This is a genomic window from Kineococcus rubinsiae (assembly GCF_011839805.1).
In the GTDB taxonomy this organism is placed as follows: Bacteria; Actinomycetota; Actinomycetes; order Actinomycetales; family Kineococcaceae; genus Kineococcus; species Kineococcus rubinsiae.
The window spans coordinates 24755-47358 of the sequence record NZ_VWPY01000033.1 but is presented as its reverse complement, the minus strand read 5'-3'; the positions used below and the strand labels follow the sequence as shown (position 1 = coordinate 47358).

The 22604-nt window shown below is 74.7% G+C and carries 21 protein-coding genes and 1 riboswitch; of the genes, 18 read left to right on the top strand and 3 right to left on the bottom strand.

Translation table 11 applies throughout. The features are described 5' to 3' along the window. Nucleotides 1-94: 94 nt before the first annotated feature. The gene (locus F1544_RS15430; protein ID WP_244308765.1) at nucleotides 95-1432 is read right to left on the bottom strand and encodes an aldehyde dehydrogenase family protein; all 1338 of its coding nucleotides are present in this window, start codon (nucleotides 1430-1432) and stop codon (nucleotides 95-97) included. A gap of 73 nt (nucleotides 1433-1505) precedes the next feature. Between F1544_RS15430 and F1544_RS15425 the strand changes: the two genes are divergently transcribed. The 7 genes from F1544_RS15425 (at nucleotide 1506) to F1544_RS15400 (ending at nucleotide 10180) form a co-directional block, all read left to right on the top strand. Beyond that, nucleotides 1506-3047, top strand: coding sequence for a PHP domain-containing protein (locus F1544_RS15425; protein WP_167586930.1), 1542 nt, complete (start codon nucleotides 1506-1508; stop codon nucleotides 3045-3047). Nucleotides 3048-3147: 100 nt separating this feature from the next. Next, a riboswitch (SAM riboswitch) is annotated at nucleotides 3148-3257 on the top strand. 27 nt (nucleotides 3258-3284) lie between these two features. Further along, nucleotides 3285-3377, top strand: a complete 93-nt coding sequence (locus F1544_RS26855) for a putative leader peptide (protein WP_373368087.1) — start codon at nucleotides 3285-3287, stop codon at nucleotides 3375-3377. A gap of 115 nt (nucleotides 3378-3492) precedes the next feature. Further along, nucleotides 3493-5187 carry an ABC transporter substrate-binding protein gene (locus F1544_RS15420; protein WP_167586928.1) on the top strand — a complete coding sequence of 565 codons (1695 nt, stop codon included), beginning with the start codon at nucleotides 3493-3495 and terminating at the stop codon, nucleotides 5185-5187. Continuing rightward, nucleotides 5165-6178, top strand: a complete 1014-nt coding sequence (locus F1544_RS15415; protein WP_167586926.1) for an ABC transporter permease — start codon at nucleotides 5165-5167, stop codon at nucleotides 6176-6178. Before F1544_RS15420 ends, F1544_RS15415 begins: the two co-directional genes overlap by 23 nt. Further along, the gene (locus tag F1544_RS15410) at nucleotides 6175-7029 is read left to right on the top strand and encodes an ABC transporter permease (protein WP_167586924.1); all 855 of its coding nucleotides are present in this window, start codon (nucleotides 6175-6177) and stop codon (nucleotides 7027-7029) included. The genes F1544_RS15415 and F1544_RS15410 overlap by 4 nt, the downstream gene beginning before the upstream one ends. Then, entirely contained in the window at nucleotides 7026-8792 is a 1767-nt protein-coding gene (locus F1544_RS15405) for a dipeptide ABC transporter ATP-binding protein (protein ID WP_167586922.1), read from the top strand. Before F1544_RS15410 ends, F1544_RS15405 begins: the two co-directional genes overlap by 4 nt. After that, nucleotides 8789-10180, top strand: a complete 1392-nt coding sequence (locus F1544_RS15400; protein WP_167586920.1) for an NtaA/DmoA family FMN-dependent monooxygenase — start codon at nucleotides 8789-8791, stop codon at nucleotides 10178-10180. The genes F1544_RS15405 and F1544_RS15400 overlap by 4 nt, the downstream gene beginning before the upstream one ends. A gap of 81 nt (nucleotides 10181-10261) precedes the next feature. Here F1544_RS15400 and F1544_RS15395 read toward each other — a convergent pair whose 3' ends face one another. Both F1544_RS15395 and F1544_RS15390 read right to left on the bottom strand, forming a co-directional pair. Beyond that, nucleotides 10262-11674, bottom strand: a complete 1413-nt coding sequence (locus tag F1544_RS15395) for an amidase (RefSeq protein ID WP_167586918.1) — start codon at nucleotides 11672-11674, stop codon at nucleotides 10262-10264. A gap of 3 nt (nucleotides 11675-11677) precedes the next feature. Beyond that, nucleotides 11678-11866 (bottom strand): hypothetical protein, encoded by a 189-nt coding sequence (locus tag F1544_RS15390; RefSeq protein WP_167586916.1) that lies wholly within the window; start codon nucleotides 11864-11866, stop codon nucleotides 11678-11680. A gap of 285 nt (nucleotides 11867-12151) precedes the next feature. Here F1544_RS15390 and F1544_RS15385 point away from each other — a divergent pair, with 285 nt between their 5' ends. From F1544_RS15385 to F1544_RS15335, 11 genes are read left to right on the top strand one after another with little or no spacing between them, the layout of a single operon-like run. Then, nucleotides 12152-13792: an ABC transporter substrate-binding protein gene (locus tag F1544_RS15385; protein WP_208971957.1), complete on the top strand. Its 1641-nt coding sequence runs from the start codon at nucleotides 12152-12154 to the stop codon at nucleotides 13790-13792. Further along, nucleotides 13789-14745 (top strand): ABC transporter permease, encoded by a 957-nt coding sequence (locus tag F1544_RS15380; RefSeq protein ID WP_167586914.1) that lies wholly within the window; start codon nucleotides 13789-13791, stop codon nucleotides 14743-14745. Before F1544_RS15385 ends, F1544_RS15380 begins: the two co-directional genes overlap by 4 nt. Beyond that, entirely contained in the window at nucleotides 14742-15692 is a 951-nt protein-coding gene (locus F1544_RS15375; protein ID WP_208971956.1) for an ABC transporter permease, read from the top strand. The genes F1544_RS15380 and F1544_RS15375 overlap by 4 nt, the downstream gene beginning before the upstream one ends. Before the next feature lie 47 nt (nucleotides 15693-15739). Continuing rightward, nucleotides 15740-16615, top strand: a complete 876-nt coding sequence (locus F1544_RS15370; RefSeq protein ID WP_208971955.1) for an ABC transporter ATP-binding protein — start codon at nucleotides 15740-15742, stop codon at nucleotides 16613-16615. Nucleotides 16616-16617: 2 nt separating this feature from the next. Further along, nucleotides 16618-17442, top strand: a complete 825-nt coding sequence (locus F1544_RS15365) for an ATP-binding cassette domain-containing protein (protein ID WP_208971954.1) — start codon at nucleotides 16618-16620, stop codon at nucleotides 17440-17442. Nucleotides 17443-17450: 8 nt separating this feature from the next. Next, entirely contained in the window at nucleotides 17451-17942 is a 492-nt protein-coding gene (locus F1544_RS15360) for an urease accessory protein UreE (protein WP_167586910.1), read from the top strand. A 6-nt stretch (nucleotides 17943-17948) separates the two neighbouring features. Then, nucleotides 17949-18623, top strand: a complete 675-nt coding sequence (locus F1544_RS15355; protein ID WP_208971953.1) for an urease accessory protein UreF — start codon at nucleotides 17949-17951, stop codon at nucleotides 18621-18623. 33 nt (nucleotides 18624-18656) lie between these two features. Continuing rightward, the gene (gene ureB, locus F1544_RS15350; protein ID WP_167586908.1) at nucleotides 18657-19388 is read left to right on the top strand and encodes an urease subunit beta; all 732 of its coding nucleotides are present in this window, start codon (nucleotides 18657-18659) and stop codon (nucleotides 19386-19388) included. Then, nucleotides 19385-21091, top strand: coding sequence for an urease subunit alpha (ureC, locus tag F1544_RS15345; RefSeq protein WP_167586906.1), 1707 nt, complete (start codon nucleotides 19385-19387; stop codon nucleotides 21089-21091). Before ureB ends, ureC begins: the two co-directional genes overlap by 4 nt. Then, a complete protein-coding gene (ureG, locus tag F1544_RS15340; protein WP_167586904.1) occupies nucleotides 21088-21714 on the top strand; it encodes an urease accessory protein UreG in 627 nt (208 codons plus the stop codon). The genes ureC and ureG overlap by 4 nt, the downstream gene beginning before the upstream one ends. Beyond that, on the top strand, nucleotides 21711-22604 hold the full coding sequence (locus F1544_RS15335; RefSeq protein ID WP_167586902.1) for an urease accessory protein UreD: 894 nt from the start codon (nucleotides 21711-21713) through the stop codon (nucleotides 22602-22604). The genes ureG and F1544_RS15335 overlap by 4 nt, the downstream gene beginning before the upstream one ends.

Here is a 22604-nt window from a genome sequence, read left to right as displayed (position 1 = left end):
CGCGGCAGCCGCGCGGGCGGCCCCCGCGACGCCCGCGCTCACGTCGTCGCCACCGCGGCGCACCCGCGGCCGCAGGGCGGGACGGCCGCCGGGCTCAGCCACCGAGCGCCCGCAGCAGGTCGAGGCCCGCGGAGCCGGGCGCCCGGTGCGGGCCCGGGCCGTGGCGGCCGCCCCACACGGTGACCTCACCCGCGCCCACCAGCAGGGCGGGCACCTCGGCCTCGGTCTTCAGCGTCCGGACGCCGACCAGGGGGCCGGGCGGGGGCGCCGGCGTGCGCGGCCCCGCGACCAGGACGCCCGGCAGGGCCCACCAGCCGCCCTCGGGCAGGTCGGCCGGCACGGCGGCGGGACGGGTGCGGGCGCTCGCGGCCGCGCGGGCCGCCTCCGCCGACGGGCACGGCCCGACGTCGGTCGCCCGGTTCAGCGGGTGCCCCACCCGCAGGGACGCGGCGCCCTCGGTGAGGCGGGCCAGTACACCGGCGGCGAGGGTCTCGGCGACGAGGACCCGGGAACCCCCCGGTCGCCGCCAGGCCCCGCCCGCGACGGCCCGCAGCACCGCGGCGCACGCGGCGTCGAGGTCGGCGCCCGCCAGGACGACGTCGACCCCGGCCGGGTCGGGCTGCGCGAGCAGCGGAGTGCCCCGGTCGGCGAGGTCGAGCGCCAGCTCCCGCAGGTCGGCGGCCGGGCCGTCCGCGACGACGGCGACGAGGTCGCTCGCGTCCCAGAGCGCGGCGTCGGCGTCCGGGTCCTCGCCGGGGACCACGCCGACGAGGCCCGCGGGCAGGCCCGCCTCCTCGCAGGCCCGGGCCAGCCGCAGGGCGAGCGGGGCCGCCGCGGGCCGAGCGCGCAGCAGGACGCCGGAGCCCACGGCCAGGGCGGTGACGACCGCGGCGGCGAGCCGGGCCGCGGGCGTCCGCCACGTGGCGACGACGACGACCACGCCGCCCGGGCGCGGGCGCACCCCCACCGCGGCGAGCTTGTCCGCCCACCCGGCGGCCGAGAAGGCGGCGTCCAGCAGGGCGGGCCCGTCGACGTCCAGGCCGTCGCGCACGGGGCGGCCCGCGACCAGCGCGGTCGTGACGGCCAGGGGGCGCGCGGCCGGTTCCAGCGCGTCGGCGAGCGCGTAGAGGTGGCGCGCGCGGTCCTCCCCGCTGAGCCAGGCCCAGCCCTCCCGGGCGCTCGCGGCGCAGCGGCCGAGCACGGCGGCGGCCTCGACCGGGCCGGTGTCGACCACCCGGGTCAGGACGCTGCCCGTCGTGGGGTCGGGCACGTCCAGCAGCGGCCCGGACGCCTCGCCCCCGGGGGTGCCGCCACCGTCCGCGGGGGTGGCCCGGCACCGCGGGGGGAGCTCGGCGACGCGCGCGTCCTCGAGCCGCCGCCGGGGCGCGCGGCGGGCGCGCGGCGCGACGCTCTCCGGCTCCGGTAGCGGCATGGTCACAGCGAGCGAGTCTAGTCGGGACGGGCCAGCGGGCGGGCGGTCCCGCAGTCCTGGCAGGCTGTGGCCCGTGCACTCCGAGGGTCAGTCCGCGCCGTTCGTCGACCCCGTGAGCAGCGACGGGGACGCCCGCGAGTTCGCCTGGTACGCGGGGGACCACCACATCCACACGATGTTCTCCCGCGACGCCATGTACTCCGTCGACGACCAGGTGCGCCGCGGCGCCGAGTGCGGTCTGGACTGGATGGTCCTCACCGACCACGGCGGTCCCGACCACGCCAAGCAGTCGGTGGCGCTGCAGACGCCGCTCATCGCGCAGGCCCGCGAGGACCACCCCGTCCTGGTGTTCCAGGGCATGGAGTGGAACATCCCCGGCGCGGAGCACGCGACGGTCATCGCGCCGAACCACGAGCGCACCCCCGAGCTGCTGCAGGCGTTCGAGCGCCGCTTCGACGGCGACGTCGTCGCGGCCGTGCAGAACCCCACCGGCCCCCGGCTGATCCACCACTCCTACGAGGCGGGTCCGGCGGCCGAGCAGCTCGGCCTCGACGCGCTCGCGTGGCTCGTGGAGGAGCTGCGCCGGGGCACGGTCGACGAGGCGCTCGTGCTGTCCAACCACCCCATGCGCACCGGCCGCGTCTCCCCGTCGAAGGTCCGCGGCTGGCGCGACGCCGCGCCCGGGGTGTTCGTCGGCTGGGAGGGCGCGCCGGGCCACCAGGCCGCCGCCCTCGCCGCACCGCGCAGCCGCGCGCGGGGGAGGGGCCAGTACGACGAGAGCCCCGGGCCCCTGTCGTTCCCGGGCTACGACCGCGACCAGTACCGGACGTGGGGGGGTTTCGACGCCGGAACCGCCCGCATGGGCGGGGTGTGGGACTCGCTGCTGGCGGAGGGCCTGCCGTGGTGGGTGACCGCGAACTCCGACAACCACTTCGACACCGGGGACACCTGGCGGGTGGGGAACCCCAGCCGCGAGCACTACCTCGAGCACGGCCACCGCGGGCAGCCTGTCGACACCGGCCGCGTCCAGCACGGCTACGTCGACTTCGCGCCGGGGTTCTACAGCCGCACCGTCGTGGGCGCCGACCACCGCGACTACCGCTCGGTCATGGCGGGTCTGCGCAACGGCCGGGTGTTCGTCGTGCACGGCGGCCTGGTGCGCGCCGTCGAGGGCCGCGTGCGCGCCGGCGGGGAGGGCCCCGGCGTGACGTTCGGCGCCCGCACGACCGTGCGCCGCGGCGGGGACGTCGAGGTGGAACTGCTGATCGACCCGGCCACGGCCCCCAACGGCGGCGGCGAGGTCCCGCGCTCCGCGCGCTGGGACGTCATCGTCGGCACGGTCACGGGCCGGGTGGCCGACACCGACCGGGACCTGTTCTCCGCGCCCGGGACGCGCGTCGTGGAGAGCTTCGAGGTGTCGCCGCGCGCCACGGGCCGCCAGCGGTTCACGACCACCCTGCGCGGGGTCGCCGACCCGCTGTACGTGCGGTTCCGCGGCAGCGACGGCCGCCACGCCGACGCCGACGGGCACCCGCGCGTCGACCGCGTCGGGGACTCCGACCCGTGGGACGACCTCTGGTGCTACACGAACCCGGTGTTCGTCGACGTCGAGTGAGGAGCCCCCCCGCACGGGGGTGCCGCGACTGACGGGTTCCGCGGGGGATGACCGGCCACCGGTTGACACCTCCCGCGGAACCCCCCTAGTTTCATTCACAGGTCATGAGTGACAGCGCGAAGCCCTGGCTCGCTGTCCGGCAACCCTCCCCCGCGGCGGGGTGCCCCAGGTGACGACCCGGCCGGACGAGGCGTCCGGCAAGTGCGGCTCTGCGGAGCCTCGAACCAGGAGTTCCCCATGACGGAACCACCCATCCCGCAGGGGACGGTGCTGACCGCGCGTCGCCACATCGACCTGCAGCGCACCGACAGCGCGGTCTGTCCGCGCTGACGCGCACCCACCGGCACCGAGCAACACCGCACCACCCGCTCCCCCGGAACTCCCGGGTCACTCCCGCACGCCCTCCTCCGCCCGCCGCACGCCCGCCGCCAGGAGTCCCTCCCGCATGCCCTCCCGACCTCCCCGCACCCCCTCGGACGGCCGGCCCCGCCCCGGCCGCCGCCCCCGCCGGACCCCCCGAGCGCTCGCGGCCACGGCCGCCCTGACCGTCCTGCTCGCCGGGTGCGCCGGCAGCGGCGGCCGCGCCGTCCAGCCCGCCGCCGACGCGAAGCCGCTGACCGGCGGGACCATCGTCTACGGCCACCAGCAGGAACCCGCCTGCGTCTTCGGCGGGTGGATCGAGCAGGCCTACCTGTCCACGCAGGTCCTCGACGACCTCACGTCGCTGGACACCGACGGCCGCGCCGTCCCGTGGCTGGCGCAGTCCTGGCAGACCTCCGCCGACGGCCTGACCTGGACGTTCGACCTCAAGCGCGGGGTGGAGTTCACCGACGGCACGCCGCTGACGGCCGCGGCGGTCGCCTACAACGTCGACTACTGGATGAACGGCGGCAACAGCACCGCCCAGGTCTGGCTCGGCGGGTACTACGAGTCCGCGACGGCCCTCGACGACCACACGCTGCAGCTGCACCTGTCGCGGCCCTACCCGCGCCTGGACGTCACGCTGGCGCAGGGCTACTTCGGCATCCAGTCCCAGCACGCGCTGGAGACCCGAAGCGCCCAGGAGAACTGCGAGGCGCCCATCGGCAGCGGCGCCTTCACGGTCGACCACTGGGACCGCGGTCAGGAGATCGTGCTCCTGAAGAACCCGGACTACACCTCGTGGCCGGCGAACTCCCAGCACGCGGGCCCCGCCTACGTCGACCGCATCGACTGGCGGTTCGTCTCCAACCCCACGACCCGCGTCGCGTCGCTGCGCGCCGGCGAGACCGACGCCATCTACGACGTCCCCGCCGTCGACTACGCCGCGGTCGGGGCCGACGGGTTCCAGGAGCTGAAGCACGTCACCAAGGGCCGTCCGCAGCAGCTGTCCTTCAACACCGTCGCGGGCCCGTTCACGGACGAGTCCGTCCGCAAGGCGTTCGCCTACAGCCTGGACCGCCGCAAGCTGGTCGAGACGATCGGCCAGGGGGTCATCCCCTACGAGGGCAACGGCGCGGTCAGCCGGAGCACCCCCGGGTACAGCCAGGCGGCCGCCGACACCTACGACCACGACCTGCCGAAGGCGATCGCCCTGCTGGAGGCCGCGGGCTGGGACGCGGTGGACGAGGAGGGGTACCGGACGAAGGACGGGAAGCGCCTCACGGTCCGGCTGCCCTACAACTCCGGCACGATCATCGACGCCGACGGCGCCGCCATCCTCCAGGGCGTGCAGCAGGAGGCCCGGGCCGCGGGGTTCGAGGTGGACCTCATCCCGGTCCCGCCGAGCGGGTTCTTCGGCGGGGCGTACAGCAAGCCGGCGGAGCGCGACATCGCCGCCGGGTACTGGACCTCGGTCACCGCGGGGATCCTCTACGTCAACTGGCGGCAGAACCTCGAGGCCACCCCGAACTACAGCAACGCGGCGTTCTACAACGACCCGGTCCTCGAGGACCTCATCCTGCAGGCGAACTCGACCGCGGACGTGGACGCGCAGAACGCGCTCTACGGCCGGGCGCAGGAGTACATCGCCGACCACGCACTGTCCATCGGCCTGTTCGACCGGCTGAGCACGCTCGCCGTGTCCCCGCGCCTGAAGGGCGTGTGGCAGGAGAACGCCCAGGGAGGGCCGGTCTTCCATGACGCTCACTTCGTCGACTGACCCCGCGCTCGACGCGGGCCTGACCCAGGCCCCGCCGTCGCGGTCCGCGGGCCGCACCGCCCGCCGCGTCCTCGCCCGCGTGGCCGGGGCCGTGGTCGTCCTGTGGGGCGCGGCGACCGTCGCGTTCCTCGCCCAGGTCGCCCTGCCCGGCGACCGCGCGACGATCATCTTCAACACCCGTGCGGGGCAGCCCATCGAGCGGACCGCGGAGGAGCTCGCCGCCGTCAACGCGCAGTACGGGCTGCAGCACCCCGTGCTCGTGCAGTACCTCGACTACCTGCGCGGCCTGCTGCACGGCGACCTCGGCCGCTCCTACCAGCAGTACCGCCCGGTGACGCAGATCCTCGGGGAGCAGGTCGGTTCCACGATCGTCCTGACGCTCACAGCCATCGCCCTCGCGTGGGTCGTCATGGTGGTGTGGGTGACCCTGACCGCCGGCCGCGGGCCCCGCACGTCCGGGCTCGGCGCGGCGCTCGACACGGTCACCGCGGCCCTGCCGCACTACTGGCTCGGCATCCTGCTGCTGCTGCTGTTCGCCCAGCGGCTCGGGTGGTTCCCCGTCATCAGCGACGGCGGGCCCGTCGGGCTCGTGCTGCCCGCGCTGACCCTGGCCGTCCCGCTGGCCGGGTTCATGGGGCAGGCCACCCGCACGGAGTTCGAGCGGGCCCTGGAGCAGCCGTTCGTCGTCTCGGCCCGCATGCGCGGCCAGGGCGACCTCGGCGTCCGGCTGCGCCACGTCCTGCGCCACTCGGCCCTGCCGGCCGTGACGCTGTCCGGCTGGGCGCTCGGCGCGACCATCTCCGGCGTCGTCGTCGTGGAGTCGGTGTTCACCCGGCGGGGGATCGGCTCCGTCCTCGTGACGGCCGTGAACTCCCAGGACCTGCCCATCGTCACCGGGGTGGTCGTGCTCGTCGCCGCCCTCTACGTCGTCGCGAACCTCGTCGTCGACCTCGTCCACCACCTCCTCGACCCCCGGCTGAAGGCGTCATGACGACCACGACCTCCGCCCCCGCCCTGCCCCGGTTCCGCACCCGCGCGGCCCGCCCCTGGGGCCTGCACGTCGCCCTGCTCCTCACCGCGTGGTTCGCGGTGTCGGCGCTGTGGCCGGGCCTGCTCGCGCCGGGCGACCCGCTGGAGCTGCACCTGGACTCCGCGCTCGCCGCGCCCGGTCCGCACCACCTGCTCGGCACCGACGAGGCCGGGCGCGACCTCTACAGCCGGATCGTGCACGGCACCGCGCCGGCGCTGGCGATCGGCTTCGGGGCCAGCCTCGTGAGCCTCGCCCTGGCCCTCCTGCTCGGCGGGCTCGCGGCGCTGGCCGCGCGCCCCGTCGCGAGCGTCGTCGACCGGGTCGTGGAGGTGCTGTTCTCCTTCCCCAGCCTGCTGCTCGCGCTGCTGCTGGTCGCCCTGCTGGGGCAGTCGGCGCTGACCGAGGCCGTCGCCGTGGGCGTCGGCACCGCCCCCGGCTACGCCCGGATGATCCGCGGGCAGATCCTCGCGACGAAGAGCTCGCCCTACGTCGAGGCGGCCGTGACCCTCGGGCACTCCCGCACCCGCATCCTGCGCCAGCACGTCCTGCCGAACGCCGTGCGGCCGCTCGTCGCGGTGTTCGCGCTCTCGGTCGGGCAGTCCATCGTCTGGGCCTCCAGCCTCTCCTTCCTCGGCCTGGGCGTCGCCCCGCCGTCGTCGGAGTGGGGCGCCCTGCTCGACGCGGGACGGCTCTACCTCACCCACGCCTGGTGGCTGACGATCGTCCCGGGCCTGGTGATCGTGGTCCTCGCGCTGACCGCGACCACCCTCGGCAAGCACCTGCAGGCCTCCCTGGAGAGGAACGACCGATGAGCCGCACCGAGGACGTCCTCGCGGACGCCGGACCGACCACCACCACCCGCCCCGGACGGGAGGCGTCTCCGGCGGACACCCTCGCCGTCGAGAAGGCACGACCGCGGTTCAGCGTCGCGGGCCTCGACGTCGGGTTCACCCGCGCGGGCACGCACCGCCGGGTCGTCTCCGGCCTGAGCTTCGACCTGTTCCCCGGCCAGTGCGTCGCGATCGTCGGGGAGTCCGGGTCCGGCAAGAGCGTCACGGCGCGGACCCTGGTCGGCCTGACCGGGGCCGGTTCCACCGTCACGGCGGAGCGGCTGCAGTTCGAGGGCCGCGACGTCGCGGAGTTCAGCGAGCGGGAGTGGCGGCGCGTGCGCGGTGCCGGCATCGGGTTCGTCCTGCAGGACGCGCTGGTCTCCCTCGACCCGCTGCGGCCCGTCGGCGCGGAGATCGACGAGGCGCTGCGCCTGCACGGCTGGGGTTCGCGACGCTCCCGCGCCCGCAAGGTCGTGGACCTGCTCACCTCCGTGGGCGTCCCGTCGCCGCAGCTGCGCGCGGGACAGCGCTCCGGGGAGCTCTCCGGGGGCCTGCGGCAGCGCGCCCTCATCGCCTCCGCGCTGGCCCTGGACCCGGACGTGGTCATCGCCGACGAACCCACGACGGCGCTGGACGTCACGGTGCAGGCGCAGGTCCTCGACCTGCTGGCGCAGACCAAGGACCGCGGGGTCTCGATCCTGCTCATCAGCCACGACCTGTCCGTGGTCGCCCGCCTGGCCGACCTCGTCCTCGTGATGCGCGGCGGCGAGGTCGTCGAGCGCGGCACCGCGCAGCAGGTCCTCACCGACCCGCAGCACGAGTACACGAAGGCGCTCATCGCGGCCGTCCCCGGCGAGCACACCAAGGGGACGCGGCTGGTACCGCCCGCCCCGGGCGCGGACGCCGCGCCGGTCCCCGCGCCGCGCCGGCACGAACCGGCCCCGGAACCCCTGCTGGAGGCCCGCGGTCTCGTCAAGCGGTTCGCGACCGCGGGCGGGCTGCGCCGCACGGCCGTCGACGGGGTCTCGTTCTCCCTGCACCGCGGGCGGACGCTGGGGATCGTGGGGGAGTCCGGGTCGGGCAAGAGCACCACGGCACGCCTCGCCCTCGCCCTCACGGCCCCCGACGAGGGCGACGTGACGCTGCTCGGCGAGGCGTGGTCCACGGTGCCCGAGACGCGCCGCCGCGCCCGGCGGTCCTCGATCGCCGTGGTGCAGCAGGACCCGCTGAGCTCCTTCGACCCCCGCTGGGACGTCGAGCGGATCCTGCTCGACAGCCTGCCCGCCGGGCACACCGGCCGCGCGGCCCGCGTCCGGGAGCTGCTCGAGCAGGTCGGTCTCGGCGAGGAGGTGCTGCCGCGCTCGCCGCTGCGGCTGTCGGGCGGGCAGCGCCAGCGCGTCGCCATCGCCCGGGCGCTGGGGTCCGAACCCAGCATCCTCGTGCTCGACGAGGCGGTCTCGGCGCTCGACGTGTCCGTGCAGGCGCAGGTGCTCGACCTCCTGGCCGACCTGCAGGAGCGCCTGGGCCTCAGCTACCTGTTCATCTCCCACGACCTCGGCGTGATCCACCACGTCAGCGACGAGGTCCTCGTCATGAAGGACGGCCGCGTCGTCGAGCGGGGCACCGCGGACGACGTGTTCCGGCGCCCGCAGGAGGCGTACACGCAGGAGCTCGTGGGCTCGCTGCCCCGCCTCGCCGACGCCCGCCCCACCACCGGCAACAGCACCACGGGGGAGACCCGATGACCCGCCCGCTGCACTTCAACGCGTTCGTCATGAACACCACCTCCCACATCCAGCACGGGCAGTGGCGGCGGCCGGACGCGCACCAGACCGAGTTCACCGACGTCTCGACGTGGGTCGACCTCGCGAAGCTGCTGGAGGCCGCGAAGTTCGACGCGATGTTCTTCGCCGACGTCAGCGGCCTCTACGGCGACGCGGACGCCGACTTCGACGTCTACCTGCGCGAGGGCCTGCAGATCCCCAGCAACGACCCGACGGTGCTGCTGAGCGCCCTGGCCGTCAGCACCGAGCACCTCGGGCTGGCGACGACGTCGAACATCGTGCAGGCGCACCCGTTCACGTTCGCGCGGCAGATCTCCACCCTCGACCACATCTCCCGCGGCCGCGTCGCCTGGAACGTCGTCACGGGCATGCAGGACAACGGCGCCCGCAACTTCGGGCTGCCCGGCCTGACGGACCACGCCGAGCGCTACCGGTGGGCGGAGGAGTACGTCGACGTCGCCTACAAGCTGTGGGAGGGCTCGTGGGACGAGGGCGCCGTCCTCAAGGACCGCGCCGGCAGCCGCTACTCCGACCCCGCCAAGGTCCACAAGATCAACCACGTCGGGGAGCGCTACCGCGTCGAGGGCCCGCACCTGCCCTCGCCCTCGCCGCAGCGCACGCCGCTGCTGTTCCAGGCCGGGTCCTCGGTGTCGGGGCGGACGTTCGCCGCCCGCCACGCCGAGGCGGTGTTCATCGTCTCGCCGTCGCCGAAGCTCGCGGCCGAGCAGATCGCCGAGACCCGGGCGCTGGCGCGGAACTTCGGCCGCCGCGACGACGACCTCAAGTTCTTCCAGGGCCTCAGCTTCGTCATCGGCTCGACCGAGGCGGAGGCGCAGGCGAAGGCCGCCGAGCACGACGAGTGGATCAGCGTCGACGGCTACCTGGCGCACTCCGCCGTCGTCGACCGCACCGGCCGGGTCTACCCGCCGGAGACGCTGCTGCGCGACGTGGACGCCAACAACGCCAAGGGCTTCACGGAGTGGATGCGCAAGCACATCACCGACCGCGAGCCCCGCGTCGCCGACCTGGCGCGCCAGCGCGCCACGAGCAGCCGGATCGTCGGGACGCCCGAGCAGATCGCCGACCGCCTCGAGGAGTGGCAGGCCGCGGGCGTCGACGGCGTCAACGTCGTGAACTGGGTCATCCCCGGCTCCTTCGCCGAGTTCGCCGACCACGTGCTGCCCGTCCTGCGCGACCGCGGGCTCGCCCAGCGCGAGTACGCCGAGGGCCCGCTGCGGCAGAAGCTGTTCGGCCAGGCGCGGATCAACGAGCGGCACCCCGCCGCCCGCTACCGCGGCGCGTTCTCCGACGACGCGGCCGTGCCCGCACCGGCCCCGGCGACCGCCTGAGGCGGGTCCGCGGGCGACGGGGCTGACGGCCCCGGGGCGAGGAGGTGGTGCGCGCCCGCGGGCGCGCACCACCTCCTGCGTTCAGGCCGTGGCGAGCTCGCGGCGCAGCGGTGCGAGCTGGCCGCCGAGCCCCGAGTCGGCCTCGTAGGCGGCCGCCACCCCGATGACGACGTCCTCCTCGAACGGCCGGCCCACGATCTGCATCCCGATCGGCAGCCCGCCGGCGTCCACCCCGGTGGGCACGGTGATCGACGGCAGGCCCGTGACGTTGGCCGGCTGGGAGAAGCGCACGTACGTGCCCGTCGGGCTCTCCGTGCTGCCGTCGGGCCAGGTGACCGCGTCCTGGCCGGCCAGGGTGGCGGTGCACGTCAGCGTGGGCGCGGCGAGCACGTCGATCGAGGTGAACATCTCCGCCCAGGCGGCCTGCACCAGACCGCGCACCCGCTGCGCCTTGATGTAGTCGGTCGCGAGGACCAGCTCCCCGATGTCGAGCAGGCCCCGGGTCTCGGCCGTGAAGAGCTCGGGCGTCGCCCGCAGGGCCTCCTGGTGGTAGGCCGAGGCCTCCGGCAGCATGAGGCCCCACTCCACGGCGGCCATCTGCGAGGCCATCGGGACCTCGACCTCGACCAGCGTCGCGCCGAGGGCCTCCAGCCGGGCCACCGACGCCGCGACCGAGGCGCGGACGTCGTCCTGCAGGCGCTCGGTGAAGTAGGTGGTGGGCACGCCCACCCGCATCCCGGTCAGGTCGCGGCCGATGAGGGCGGTGAAGTCCGGGACCGGGCGGTCGACCGACCCCGGGTCGGCCCGGTCGTAGCCCGCGAGGGCGTTCAGCGTCAGGGCGGCGTCGCGCACGGTGCGGGTGAGCGGCCCGACGTGGTCGAGGCTCCACGACAGCGACGCCACCCCGCGCCGGGAGACCCGGCCGTAGGTGGGCTTGAGGCCGACGACCCCGCACACCGACGCGGGGATGCGGATCGAGCCCCCGGTGTCGCTGCCCATGCCGACCATGCACTCACCCGCCGCCACGGCCGCCCCGGAGCCGCCGCTGGACCCGCCCGGCACGCGGGTCGTGTCCCAGGGGTTGCGCGTGGTCGGGGTCGTCGCCCCGTAGGCGAACTCGTGGGTGTGGGTCTTGCCGACGAGCACGGCGCCGGCGGCGGCGAACCGCTCCGCCACGGCGCTGTCGCGCTCGGGGACGTACGTCGCCCGGACCGCGGAGCTGGACGTCGTGAGGACGCCCGCGGTGTCGTAGAGGTCCTTCAGGGCGATCGGGATCCCGTGCAGGGGGCCGCGGTGACCGCCGTGCGCGATCTCCTCGGCCGCCGCGGCGGCCGAGGCCCGGGCCAGGTCGGCCGTGACGGTGACGAAGGCGTTCAGGTCGCCCTCGACGGCCTCGATGCGACCGAGCACGGAGTCCGTGAGCTCGACGGGGGACAGCTCCGTCGCCGCGATGGCGGCGGCGGCGTCGGACAGGCTCAGCTCGTACGGTTCCACGGATCACTCCCAGCTTGCGTTGAAGGCGGCGGCCGGCGGCGTCTCACCGAGGTGGACCTCGCCCAGCGGGGCCAGGGTCACGAGCGCGTCGTTGTAGGACGCGAGGGCGGCGACGGCGCGCTCGACCGGCATGTCGAGCTGGGTCAGGGTGGCCAGCGCGCCGAGAGCGGCGGCGTCCAGGGATCTGCTCATCCTGCTTCTCCGTCTGATCGAGGGGGCGGTGCCCGGACGCTACCCACGGGAACCGGCTCGCCGACATACGTCGAGCGACGTACGCGGCGTTCGTCACGCACCGGAAACGTCTGCGCAACAATCGCTTTCGAGGCAGTCGCCGCGGCCCCGGCATACGTACGGCGACGTATTGCCGCGCCCGCGCCACGCTGCCTACTGTTCCCGGCAACCACCCCGGAGGGACCGCCAGCGGCGTCGGACCACCACCTTCCCCCGGGGGTCCCGATGCGCTGACGAGGAGTTGCTGTGCCCAAGAGCGAGATGCGCGTAGGCCGGCGCGGTGTGGTCACCGCCGGCCTGGCCGCGATGTTCGTCCCGACCGCCTGCGGCGGAGGCAGCGGGAGCGGCGGCGGCGGTGAGGGCGGCGGTGGCGGCAGCCAGACGCTGGTCATCGGCATCGAGTCGGAGGCCGACGTCCTCGACCCCCAGGTCGCCGGCGGCTGGGTCACCTGGCGGATCAACCGCCAGATCTTCGAGGCGCTCGTCGACGAGGACCTGACGACGCCCTCCAGCGAGGCGGCGGTGCCGGAGCTGACCCCGGGCCTGGCCGAGTCGTGGGACGTGTCGGAGGACGGGAAGGTCTACACCTTCCACGTCCGCCAGGGCGTCACCTTCCACGACGGCACGGCCCTGGACGCGGCGGCGGTCGAGTACAACATCCGGCGCATGTGGGACGAGACCTCGCCGCAGTACAACGCGAAGGCGGCCGGGCAGACCAACTTCATCTGGACCTTCGTCACCGACGTGCAGGCCCCCGACCCCGCGACGGTCGTCGTCACCATGAGCCAGCCGTTCTCGCCGTTCCTGCGCATGCTCGCCCAGGGCGGCAACGGGTCCACCGCCATCATGAGCCCCAAGGCGCTGCAGGAGTTCGGCGAGGACGTCGCCGACCACCCCGTCGGCACGGGGCCCTTCACCTTCGACGAGCGCATCCGCGGCGAGCGCATCAGCCTGCTGCGCAACGACACCTACTGGGGCACCAAGCCCGCGCTCGACGGCGTGGTGTTCCGCCCGATCCCCGACGCCTCCGCCCGGGTGGCCGCCCTGCGCAGCGGCGACGTCGACATGATCTCGGTGCCCAGCCCCGACAGCGTCGCGAGCCTCGTCTCGGCCGGCTTCCAGCTCTCCGAGGGGATCCCGCCGCACGTCTGGTACCTCTCGTTCAACATGAAGGACCGCTACACCGGCATCAAGGAGGTCCGCCAGGCCATCAACCTCGCGATCGACCGCGAGGGGATGGCGAAGAACCTCCTCGCCGGCACCGTGAACCCCGCCTACGACGTCCAGGCCCCGGCCAACGCGGCCTACGTCGAGCGGACCGCGGAGTACAGCCGCAACGTCGCCCGCGCGAAGGACCTCCTGGCCGCGGCCGGGCTCAGCGGGGGCTTCGAGACGACCCTGACGACGTCGGTGGACGGCTCGGGGCAGATCGTCCCGGCGCCCATGGCGGAGTACATCCAGCAGAACCTCGCCGAGGTCGGCATCAAGGTGAAGATCGAGACCCAGGAGTGGATCTCCTACCTCAGCACCTGGGCGAAGGGGGCCCAGGAGGGCGTCGGCATGATGCAGATCTCCTGGGGCATGACGACGCCCTACTGGCTCTACATCGTCACCTCGAGCACGCTGCAGGCGCCGAACGGCCCGAACGTCGGCTACTACAGCAACCCCGAGCTGGACGCCGTCATGTCCTCGGCCATCCAGGCCACCGACGAGGAGACGGCCAACGACCTCTGGCGCCAGGCCAACGACATCGTCACCGACGACGCCGCCCTCGCCCCCATCGTCAACGACAAGGCGCCCTACGTCCTGGCCTCCTACGTCAAGGGCTTCGTCTCGGCCAGCGAGGAGTGGTACGACCTGCGCTCCGTGAGCCTGGAGGACGTGTGATCGCCGTGCTGCGCCGGCTCGGCTCGACCGTGCTGGTGCTCCTCGGGGTCAGCCTCATCGTCTTCCTGCTGCTGCAGCTGGTGCCGGGCGACCCGGCGCGGGCGGTGCTCGGCGCCGGGGCCACGCAGGAGTCGCTCGCCGCCGTCCGCGCCCAGCTGGGGCTGGACAAGCCGCTGGCCGTGCAGTTCCTCGACTACCTCGGGGGCCTGCTGCGCGGTGACTTCGGGCGGTCCCTCACCGTCAACCAGGACGTCTCCCAGCTCCTGCTCCCGCGGCTGGAGAACACGCTGGTCCTGACCGGGGCGGCGCTCCTGGTCTGCCTCGTCGTCGGCATCCCGCTCGGCATCCTCGCGGCCCGCCACCAGTACGGGCTCTTCGACCGGATCTCGATGTTCGTCGCCCTGGCGGGGGCCTGCGTCCCCGTCTACTGGTTCGGTCTCGTCCTGGTCGGCGTGCTCGGCCTGTCGCTGGACCTGCTGCCCACGTCGGGCATGTACAACTCGAGGAACCCGGGCGGGTTCGAGGACCTCCTCGCCCACCTCGTGCTGCCGGCCTTCACCGCGGCGCTCGTCCCGCTCGCGGTCATCGCGCGCATGTCGCGCAGCGTCTTCGTCGACGTGCTCCAGCAGGACTACATCCGGACGCTGCGGGCCTCCGGCCTGTCGGAGGCCTCGATCCTCTGGCGGCACGGGCTGCGCAACGCCCTGCCGCCCATCGTCAACATCGTCGGACTGCAGGTCGGGTACCTGCTCGGTGGGGTGATCTTCGTGGAGGTCGTCTTCGGCTGGCCGGGTCTCGGGCAGCAGCTCTACACCTCGATCACCCAGCGCGACCTGCCCGTCGTGCAGGCGGGCGTCCTGTTCGTCGCGGTGGCGTTCGTGCTCGTGAACCTCCTCGCGGACGCCGCGGTCGGCGTGCTGGACCCGCGCAGCCGACGGGCGGTGCGCGCGTGAACGAGACCGAGGCCCCGACGGGCTTGCCCGCCACGGCCCCGACCGCGCCGGAGGTGGCCCGGGTCCCGCGGCCGCGCCGCGGCCAGCCGCCCGCGCGTCCCTCGCGCACGCGCCTCGCCGTGCGGGCGTTCGCCCGCGACCGGGTCGCCGTCGTCGCGCTCGCCGTGCTGCTGCTGGTGGTGCTCGCCTCGCTGTTCGCGCCGCTGCTCGCCCCGTTCAGCCCGACGGCCGGGGACGCGAGCCTGCGGCTGCAGGGCATCGGGACGCCCGGCCACCCCCTGGGGCTGGACGGGCAGGGCCGCGACGTCCTCTCCCGCCTGCTGTGGGGCGGGCGGAACTCCCTCGCGGTGGCGGTCGTGCCCGTGCTGGTGGTCTTCCCGATCGCGCTGCTGGCCGGCCTGGTCGCGGGCTACACGCGCGGCCACCTCGGCGACCTGATCATGCGGCTGCTCGACGTGCTGTTCGCCTTCCCGCTCGTGCTGCTCGCCATCGCGCTGGCCGCCGTCCTGGGCGCGGGCCTCGGCAACGTGATGCTGGCCATCGGCATCACCCTCATCCCCTACATGGCGCGCGTCGCGTACACGACGACCGTGCAGGAGGTCGGCAAGGAGTACGTCGAGGCCGCGCGGGCCTCCGGCGCCACCACGCGCGACCTGCTGCTGCGCGAACTGGTGCCGAACGTCGTCTCGGCGCTGCTCGTCTACGCGACCACGCTGTGCGGCCTCATGATCGTCGTCGCCGCGGGGCTCAGCTTCCTCGGCGTCGGCGTCATCCCGCCGACGCCCGACTGGGGGATCATGACCTCCGACGGGGCGTCCGTCCTGCTCGAGGGCAAGTTCCACGTCGCGACCATCCCCGGCCTGGTGATCCTCGTCGTGGCGCTGTCGTTCAACCTCATCGGCGACGGCCTGCGCGACGCCCTCGACCCGCGCAAGCAGACCACCTGATGGCGCGCCCCGTCCCCGTCCCCGTTCCCGTGAGGGAGGACCCTGCCGTGACCGCACCGCTCCTCGACGTGCAGGACCTGAGCGTCGAGTTCCACACCGACGGCGGCGTCGTGCACGCGGTCTCGCACGCCGACATGTCCGTCCCCGAGTCCGGGATCCTCGGCCTCGTGGGGGAGTCGGGCTCCGGCAAGAGCGTGACGTCGCTGGCCGTCCTCGGGCTGCTCGGCACGCGGCGCGCGAGGATCACCAGCGGACGGATCCTCTTCCGCGGCGAGGACCTGCTGCAGAAGTCGCCGGCGGAGCTGCGCGCCCTGCGCGGCAGGCACATCGGGCTGGTGTCGCAGAACGCCCTCAGCGCCCTCGACCCCTCCTTCACGATCGGGGCCCAGCTGGTGGAGGTCCTGCGGCGCCACCAGCGGCTCGACCGCCGGACGGCGCGGGCGCGGGCCCTGGAGTCGCTGCAGCTCGTCGCGCTGCCGGACGCCGAGCGGCGCCTGCGGGCCTACCCGCACGAGCTGAGCGGTGGTCAGCGCCAGCGCGTGGTCATCGCGCTCGCGCTGGCCTGCCGGCCCGAGCTGCTGCTGGCGGACGAACCCACGACGGCGCTCGACGCGACGGTGCAGAAGCAGATCCTCGACCTGCTGCTGTCCCTGAACGCCGAGCTGGGCACCGCGATCCTCGTCGTCACCCACGACTTCGGGGTCGTCTCGCACCTGTGCCGGACGGTGACCGTGATGCGCCGCGGGCGGGTGCTGGAGGCGGGGACGACGGAACGCGTCCTCACCGCCCCCGAGCACCCGTACACGCAGGCGCTGGTCAAGGCCGTGCCGCGGCTGCGGCTGGGGGCCGACGAGCGGGCGGTCCCGCGGCAGCAGCGCAGGCTGCCGGAGTTCACCGAGGTCCTGACGGCAGTGGAGGGGTGAGCGTGGCGATCGAGAAGTCCCGCAGCGGCAAGCGGTCCCGGTACGAGGACCTGCTGGTCGTGCGCGACCTGCGGAAGGTCTTCCGCGGTTCCGGCGGCCACGAGGTCGTCGCGGTGGACGGGGTGTCCCTCGACGTCCGCCGCGGGCAGACGTGGGGCCTCATCGGGGAGTCGGGGTCGGGCAAGACGACGACCGGCCGCATGGTCCTGGGGCTGGAGACCGCCAGCGGCGGGTCCGTCGACTTCGACGGCACCGAGATCGTCAAGGCGCGGCCCCGGGCCGTGCAGGCGCTGCGCAGCCGGATGCGGATGGTGTTCCAGGACAACGGGTCCGCGTTCAACCCCCGGCGCACGGTCGGTGACCAGATCGGGTTCGGGCTGCGCCGCTTCGGCCTCGTGCCCGACCGCGAGGTCCACGGCCGCGTGGTCGACCTCGTGGAGCGGGTGGGGATGGAGGCGGCGCACCTGGACCGCTACATCCACGAGTTCTCCGGCGGTCAGCGCCAGCGGCTCGGGATCGCCCGCGCCCTCATCACCGACCCGGACTTCGTCGTGCTCGACGAGCCGACCGCGGCGCTCGACGTCTCCGTGCAGGCGCAGGTGCTCAACCTGCTCAAGGACCTGCAGGCGGAGCGGGGCCTGACCCTGCTCCTCGTGACGCACAACCTCGCCCTCGTCGAGCACATGTGCGACCACGCGGGCGTCCTCGAACGCGGCCGGCTGGTCGAGAGCGGCCCCGTCGACCAGCTCCTCAGCGACCCGCAGACGGAGACGACGCAGCTGCTGCTGGACGCCGTCCTGGAGCCGACGCTCGCGGGCCGGCCGTGAGCAGCGGCGTGAGCACCGACGTGGGTCCCACCGCGCAGGAGGCGGTCGTGGCGCTCACGGAGGTCCTCGGTCACGAGGACGACCCCGGCCTGGCGGAGCGGCTGCACGAGCTGCGCCACCGCGACGGCGTGGACGAGGTCGACATCGAGGAGGGGGACCTCCCGCGCCGTCGCCTGCGGCTGACGTCCGCGCGCGGGACCACCTACGCCGTGGCCCTGGACCGGGGCAGTGCGCTCGGCGACGGCAGCGTCCTCGCGGTCGCCGGCGACGGGCCGCAGCGCGTCGTGGTCGTCCGGGCGCGCTCCGCGCCCCGCCTGCGCCTGCGCGCCGAGGGCGCCGCCGCGGCCATGCGGCTGGGGTTCCTCGCCGGTCACCTGCACTGGGTCTGCCGGATGGACGACGGGGTCCTCGAGGTCGTGCTGCAGGCGCCGGAGCAGGACTACCTCGACCGCGTCGCGGACCTGCTGGACTCGGGCGCGATCGCGAGGGCCGGTGGGTGAGGCGCCGTGGGTGAGGGGCCGCCGGCGGGCGCCCTGCACGTCCTCGCCCTCGCCGACTCCTCGTTCCCCACCGGGGGCTTCGCCTTCTCCTCCGGGCTGGAGGCGGCGCGGGCCGCGGGTCACGTCCTCGACGAGCACGGCGTCGGCGTGTTCCTGGCCGAGCAGCTGAGGCACCGCTGGCACACCTTCGACCGGGTCCTCCTGCGCCGCTACGCCGCCGACCCCGGCCCGCGGCAGGCGCTGGCCCTCGACGCCCTGGTCGAGCGGAGCTCCGTCGTCGACGTGCTGCGCCGGGGATCGCGCCAGGCGGGGCTCGCGCTGCTGGGCACCTTCGACGCCCTCGGCAGCGCACCGGCCGCGGCGCTGCGGGAGGCGGTCCTCGCGGGCCGGTCCCCGGGCCACCTCGTCGCGGCCCAGGCCGTGTGCCTCCTCGGCCGGGGGCTCGACCTCGCCCAGGTGGAGACGGTCACCTGCTGGAACGTCGTCTCCCAGACCGCGTCGGCCGCGCTCCGGCTCGGGCTCGTCGGGCACCTCGGCGCCCAGCGGGTCGTCGCCCGCGCCGTCGCGGAGGCCGAGCAGCTGCTGCGCCTCGAACCCCCGCCGCACCCCAGCACCTGCACGCCCCTCGTCGACGTGCTGGCCGAGCGCCCGCACCGGGACGGGCACCTCTTCGCCACCTGAGTCCCCCCGCTCCCGTGCCACCGGAAGGACCCCGTGAACCTCCTGCCCACCGAGCTGGAACGCCTGACGGTGTTCCTCGCCGCCGAGTTCGCCCGCCGCAACCTCCGCGAGGGGATCCCGCTGAGCCACCCCGAGGCCGTCGCGTACCTGACCGACGAGGTGATGCTCGCGGCCCGCCGCGGCGCGGACTACCCCGACGTGCGCGACGGCGCGGGCCGCCTGCTGCGCGCCGACCAGGTCGAACCCGGGGTGGCCGAGATGGTCCGCGTCGTCATGGTCGACGCGCCCTTCGCCGAGGGGACCAAGCTCGTCGCCGTCTTCGACCCGATCCCGGGGACCGAGGGTGCGCTCGTCCCGGGTGAGGTGTTCGTCGGCGCGGAACCCGTGGAGCTGTTCGGCGGGGTGGAGCGGGTCCGCGTGAGCGTGCTGAACACCGGGGACCGAGACGTGCAGGTCCGCAGCCAGACGCACTTCTTCGAGGTGAACCCGGCGCTCGACTTCGACCGGCGCGCGGCCTGGGGCCGCACCCTCGACGTGCCCGCGGGCGGCGGGGTGCGCTTCGAACCCGGCATCCCCGTCGAGGTCGCCCTCGTGCCGGTGGCCGGGGACCGCGTGGTGTTCGGGTTCGCGGGACTCGTCGACGGGCCCCTCGACGCCCCCGGGGCCCTCGAGGACGCCGAGCGCCGCGCCGCCGAGCAGGGTTTCCTCGGGGTCCGCGGTGGCCCGGGTGCGCCCGTCGGAGCCGGCCGGCAGGGCGACGCGTGACCGCCGTCGACCGCGCCCGCCACGCCCGCAACCACGGCCCCACGACGGGTGACCTCGTGCGCCTGGGCGACACCGACCTCCTCGTCGAGATCGAGCGGGACCTCACCGTGCCCGGCTACGAGCTCCTCGCCGGGGCCGGGAAGACCGTCCGCGACGGCGAGGGGTACCGGCCCACGACGACCTCGTCGTCGGGCGCCCTCGACCACGTGATCACCGGGGCGACGATCGTCGACGCGGTGCTGGGCATCGTCAAGGCGGACATCGGCATCCGCGACGGGCGCATCGTCGGGATCGGCAAGGCCGGGAACCCGGACGTCATGCCGGGGGTGCACCCGGACCTCGTCGTCGGGCACATGACGACGCCGATCCCCGCGCACGGCATGGTCGTGACCGCGGGCGGCATCGAGACGCACGCGCACCTGATCTCGCCGCAGCAGGCCGACCACGCCCTCGCCACGGGCACCACGACGCTGATCGGCGGCAGTCCCGGGCCGGCGTTCGAGGTGGGTTCCGGCGGCACCCGGAACCTCGGCCTGTTCCTCCAGGCCGCCGACGACCTGCCCGTCAACGTCGTCGCCTTCGGCCGGGGCGCGTCGTCCCCCGACGCGGTCGTCGAGTCCGTCCGCGCCGGCGCGGGCGCCGTGAAGATCCACGAGGACTTCGGGGCGAGCCCCGCGGTGATCGACGCGACGCTGCGGGCCGCGGACGCGCACGACTTCGCCGTGCACCTGCACACCGACTCCATCAACGAGTTCGGCTTCGCCGAGCGCACGCTCGACGTGATCGGCGACCGGACGATCCACATGTACCACGTCGAGGGTGCGGGCGGCGGCCACGCCCCGGACGTCATCCGGTGCGTGGGACTGCCCAACGTCATCCCGGCCTCGACGAACCCCACGAACCCGTTCACCGCGGCCGGCCTGGAGGAGGGGGTGCCGATGACGATGGTCGCCCACCTCATGGACCCCGAGTCGCCCGAGGACGTGGCGTTCGCCGAGGCCCGCATCCGGCCCGGCACGATGGTCGCCGAGGACTTCCTGCACGACAGCGGAGCGATCTCCATCTTCGGCAGCGACACCCAGGGCATGGGCCGCGTGGCGGAGAACATCGCGAACTGCTGGCAGCTGGCGTCCGTCATGAAGGAGCGCACCGGGCGGCTGCCCGAGGAGACGACGCAGCGCGCGGACAACGAGCGCGTCAAGCGCTACGTCGCCAAGTACACGGTGAACCCCGCGATCTCCGTCGGCGCCGGGGACCTGCTCGGCTCGGTGCAGGTCGGCCGCCTCGCCGACCTGGTGCTGTGGCCGCGGGCCTCCTTCGGCGTGAAGCCGGCGATGGTCCTGAAGGCGGGCTTCGTCGCGTGGGCCGCCCTCGGCGACGCGAACGGCAGCATCTCCAGCTCCGAACCCGTGCTGCAGCGGCCGAACTGGGGCGCGTACGGCCGGGCGCCCGCGGAGCTCGGGGTGACGCTCATGTCCTCACTGGCGGTCGACGACGGGGTCGCGGAACGGCTCGGCCTGCGCAAGCGGGTCGTCCGGATCGACTCCGTCCGGGGGCTGCGCAAGGCCGACATGGTGCGCAACGACGCCCTCCCGCACGTCGAGGTCGACCCGCGGACCTACGAGGTCCGCGCCGACGGCGTCCTGCTCGACGCGCCGCCGGCGCGCCGGGTCCCCCTGAACCGGAGGTACCTGCTGCGATGACCGAGGCGAACGAGTTCCGGCCCGCGGCCCGCATCGGGATCGGCGGGCCCGTCGGCAGCGGCAAGACCGCCCTGGTCGAACGGCTGCTCGCGGTGTTCGCGACGCGCGGGCGCAGCGTCTCGGTCATCACCAACGACCTCGTCACGACCGAGGACGCCGAGCGGGTGCGCCGCTCGGGCCTCATCGACCCCGCGCGGGTGCTCGCGGTGGAGGCGGGCGGCTGCCCGCACACCGTCATCCGCGAGGACCCGTCGCTGAACCTCGCCGCGGCGGACCGCCTCGAGCGCGAGCACCCGGGCACCGAGGTCGTCCTGCTGGAGAGCGGCGGGGACAACCTGGCCTCGACGTTCTCGCGCGACCTCGTGGACTACTGGATGTTCGTCATCGACGTGGCCGGTGGCGACGACATCCCCCGCAAGCGCGGGCCGGGCGTCGTGCGCGCCGACCTGCTCGTCGTCAACAAGGTCGACCTGGCGCCGCACGTCGGCGCCGACCTGCCGAGGATGCTGCGGGAGGCGGCGGAGGTGCGCGACGGCCGCCCGGTCCTCTGCACGGACCTGCGCGCGGGGGTCGGCGTCGAGGCGGTCGTCGACCTGCTGGACCGCGAGGTGCTGTTCGCGTGAGCGTCCTCGACCTGCCCGTCCGCCCGCGCGTCCGCGAGGACGTGCGGAACCCGGGACCCGACGCCGGCCCCGACCTCGACCTCGACCTGGAGTTCGCCGCGGCCGGGGGACGCGTCCGCCTCCTCGGGCGCCGCTGCCGGTGGCCGTTCGTCGTCGGCCGGCTGTTCGTCGACCCGGTGGCGGGGGAGAGCGCCGCCGGGGGCCCGGCCCGGGGCCCGCGCGCGGGCTGCCTGGTCGTCCAGCAGGCCGGGGGCGGGACGCACCCCGGTGACGTGCGCCGCCAGCGGGTCGTGGTCGGCGAGGGCGTCCGGCCCCGGGTCCTCGGGCAGGGAGCCGTTCTCGTGCACGGGGTCGCGGGCCGCGGGCCGGCCGCGGAGTCGACCACCCTGCGGGTGCGCCGCGGTGGTGGGCTGCTGCACCGGCCGGGGGTGCGGATCCTCCTGCCGCGGGCCCGGCTGGAGCAGGACGTCACGGTCCTCCTCGAGCCGGGGGCGACCGCGGTGACCGTCGACGCGACCGTGCTGCACCCCTCCTGCCTGGACCGCGGGGCGCCCGCCCCCGTGCTCGGGTCGCTGCTCGAGGTCGCCACCGCACCGGACGCCGAGCCCGTGGTCGTCGAGCGCACGCACCTCGACGGGGTTCCCGCCAGCCTGCACCGGTGGCCGGCGTTCTCGGTCGTGCACGTCCTCGCCCCGGGCCGGGCCACCGGGTGGGCGGAGGGGTTCCCGCACCCGGGCGACGTCTCGACGGGGGCGCCCGCCGTCGCGGCGGTGAGCGGACTGCCCGGCGGCGCCGGGGTCGCGGTGCGGATCTGCGCCCGGGACGGCTCGGCGCTGCGCGGTGCGGTCGACGCGGCCGTGGCGTGGGCCGAGGAGGTGCTGCTGCCGTGA

Coding starts and splice junctions, on each gene's coding strand:
- F1544_RS15430 (WP_244308765.1), bottom strand. CDS start 1,432: ATGCCGCTACCGGAGCCGGAGAGCGTCGCGCCGCGCGCCCGCCGCGCG.
- F1544_RS26855 (WP_373368087.1), top strand. CDS start 3,285: ATGACGGAACCACCCATCCCGCAGGGGACGGTGCTGACCGCGCGTCGC.
- F1544_RS15420 (WP_167586928.1), top strand. CDS start 3,493: ATGCCCTCCCGACCTCCCCGCACCCCCTCGGACGGCCGGCCCCGCCCC.
- F1544_RS15415 (WP_167586926.1), top strand. CDS start 5,165: ATGACGCTCACTTCGTCGACTGACCCCGCGCTCGACGCGGGCCTGACC.
- F1544_RS15410 (WP_167586924.1), top strand. CDS start 6,175: ATGACGACCACGACCTCCGCCCCCGCCCTGCCCCGGTTCCGCACCCGC.
- F1544_RS15405 (WP_167586922.1), top strand. CDS start 7,026: ATGAGCCGCACCGAGGACGTCCTCGCGGACGCCGGACCGACCACCACC.
- F1544_RS15400 (WP_167586920.1), top strand. CDS start 8,789: ATGACCCGCCCGCTGCACTTCAACGCGTTCGTCATGAACACCACCTCC.
- F1544_RS15390 (WP_167586916.1), bottom strand. CDS start 11,866: ATGAGCAGATCCCTGGACGCCGCCGCTCTCGGCGCGCTGGCCACCCTG.
- ureG (WP_167586904.1), top strand. CDS start 21,088: ATGACCGAGGCGAACGAGTTCCGGCCCGCGGCCCGCATCGGGATCGGC.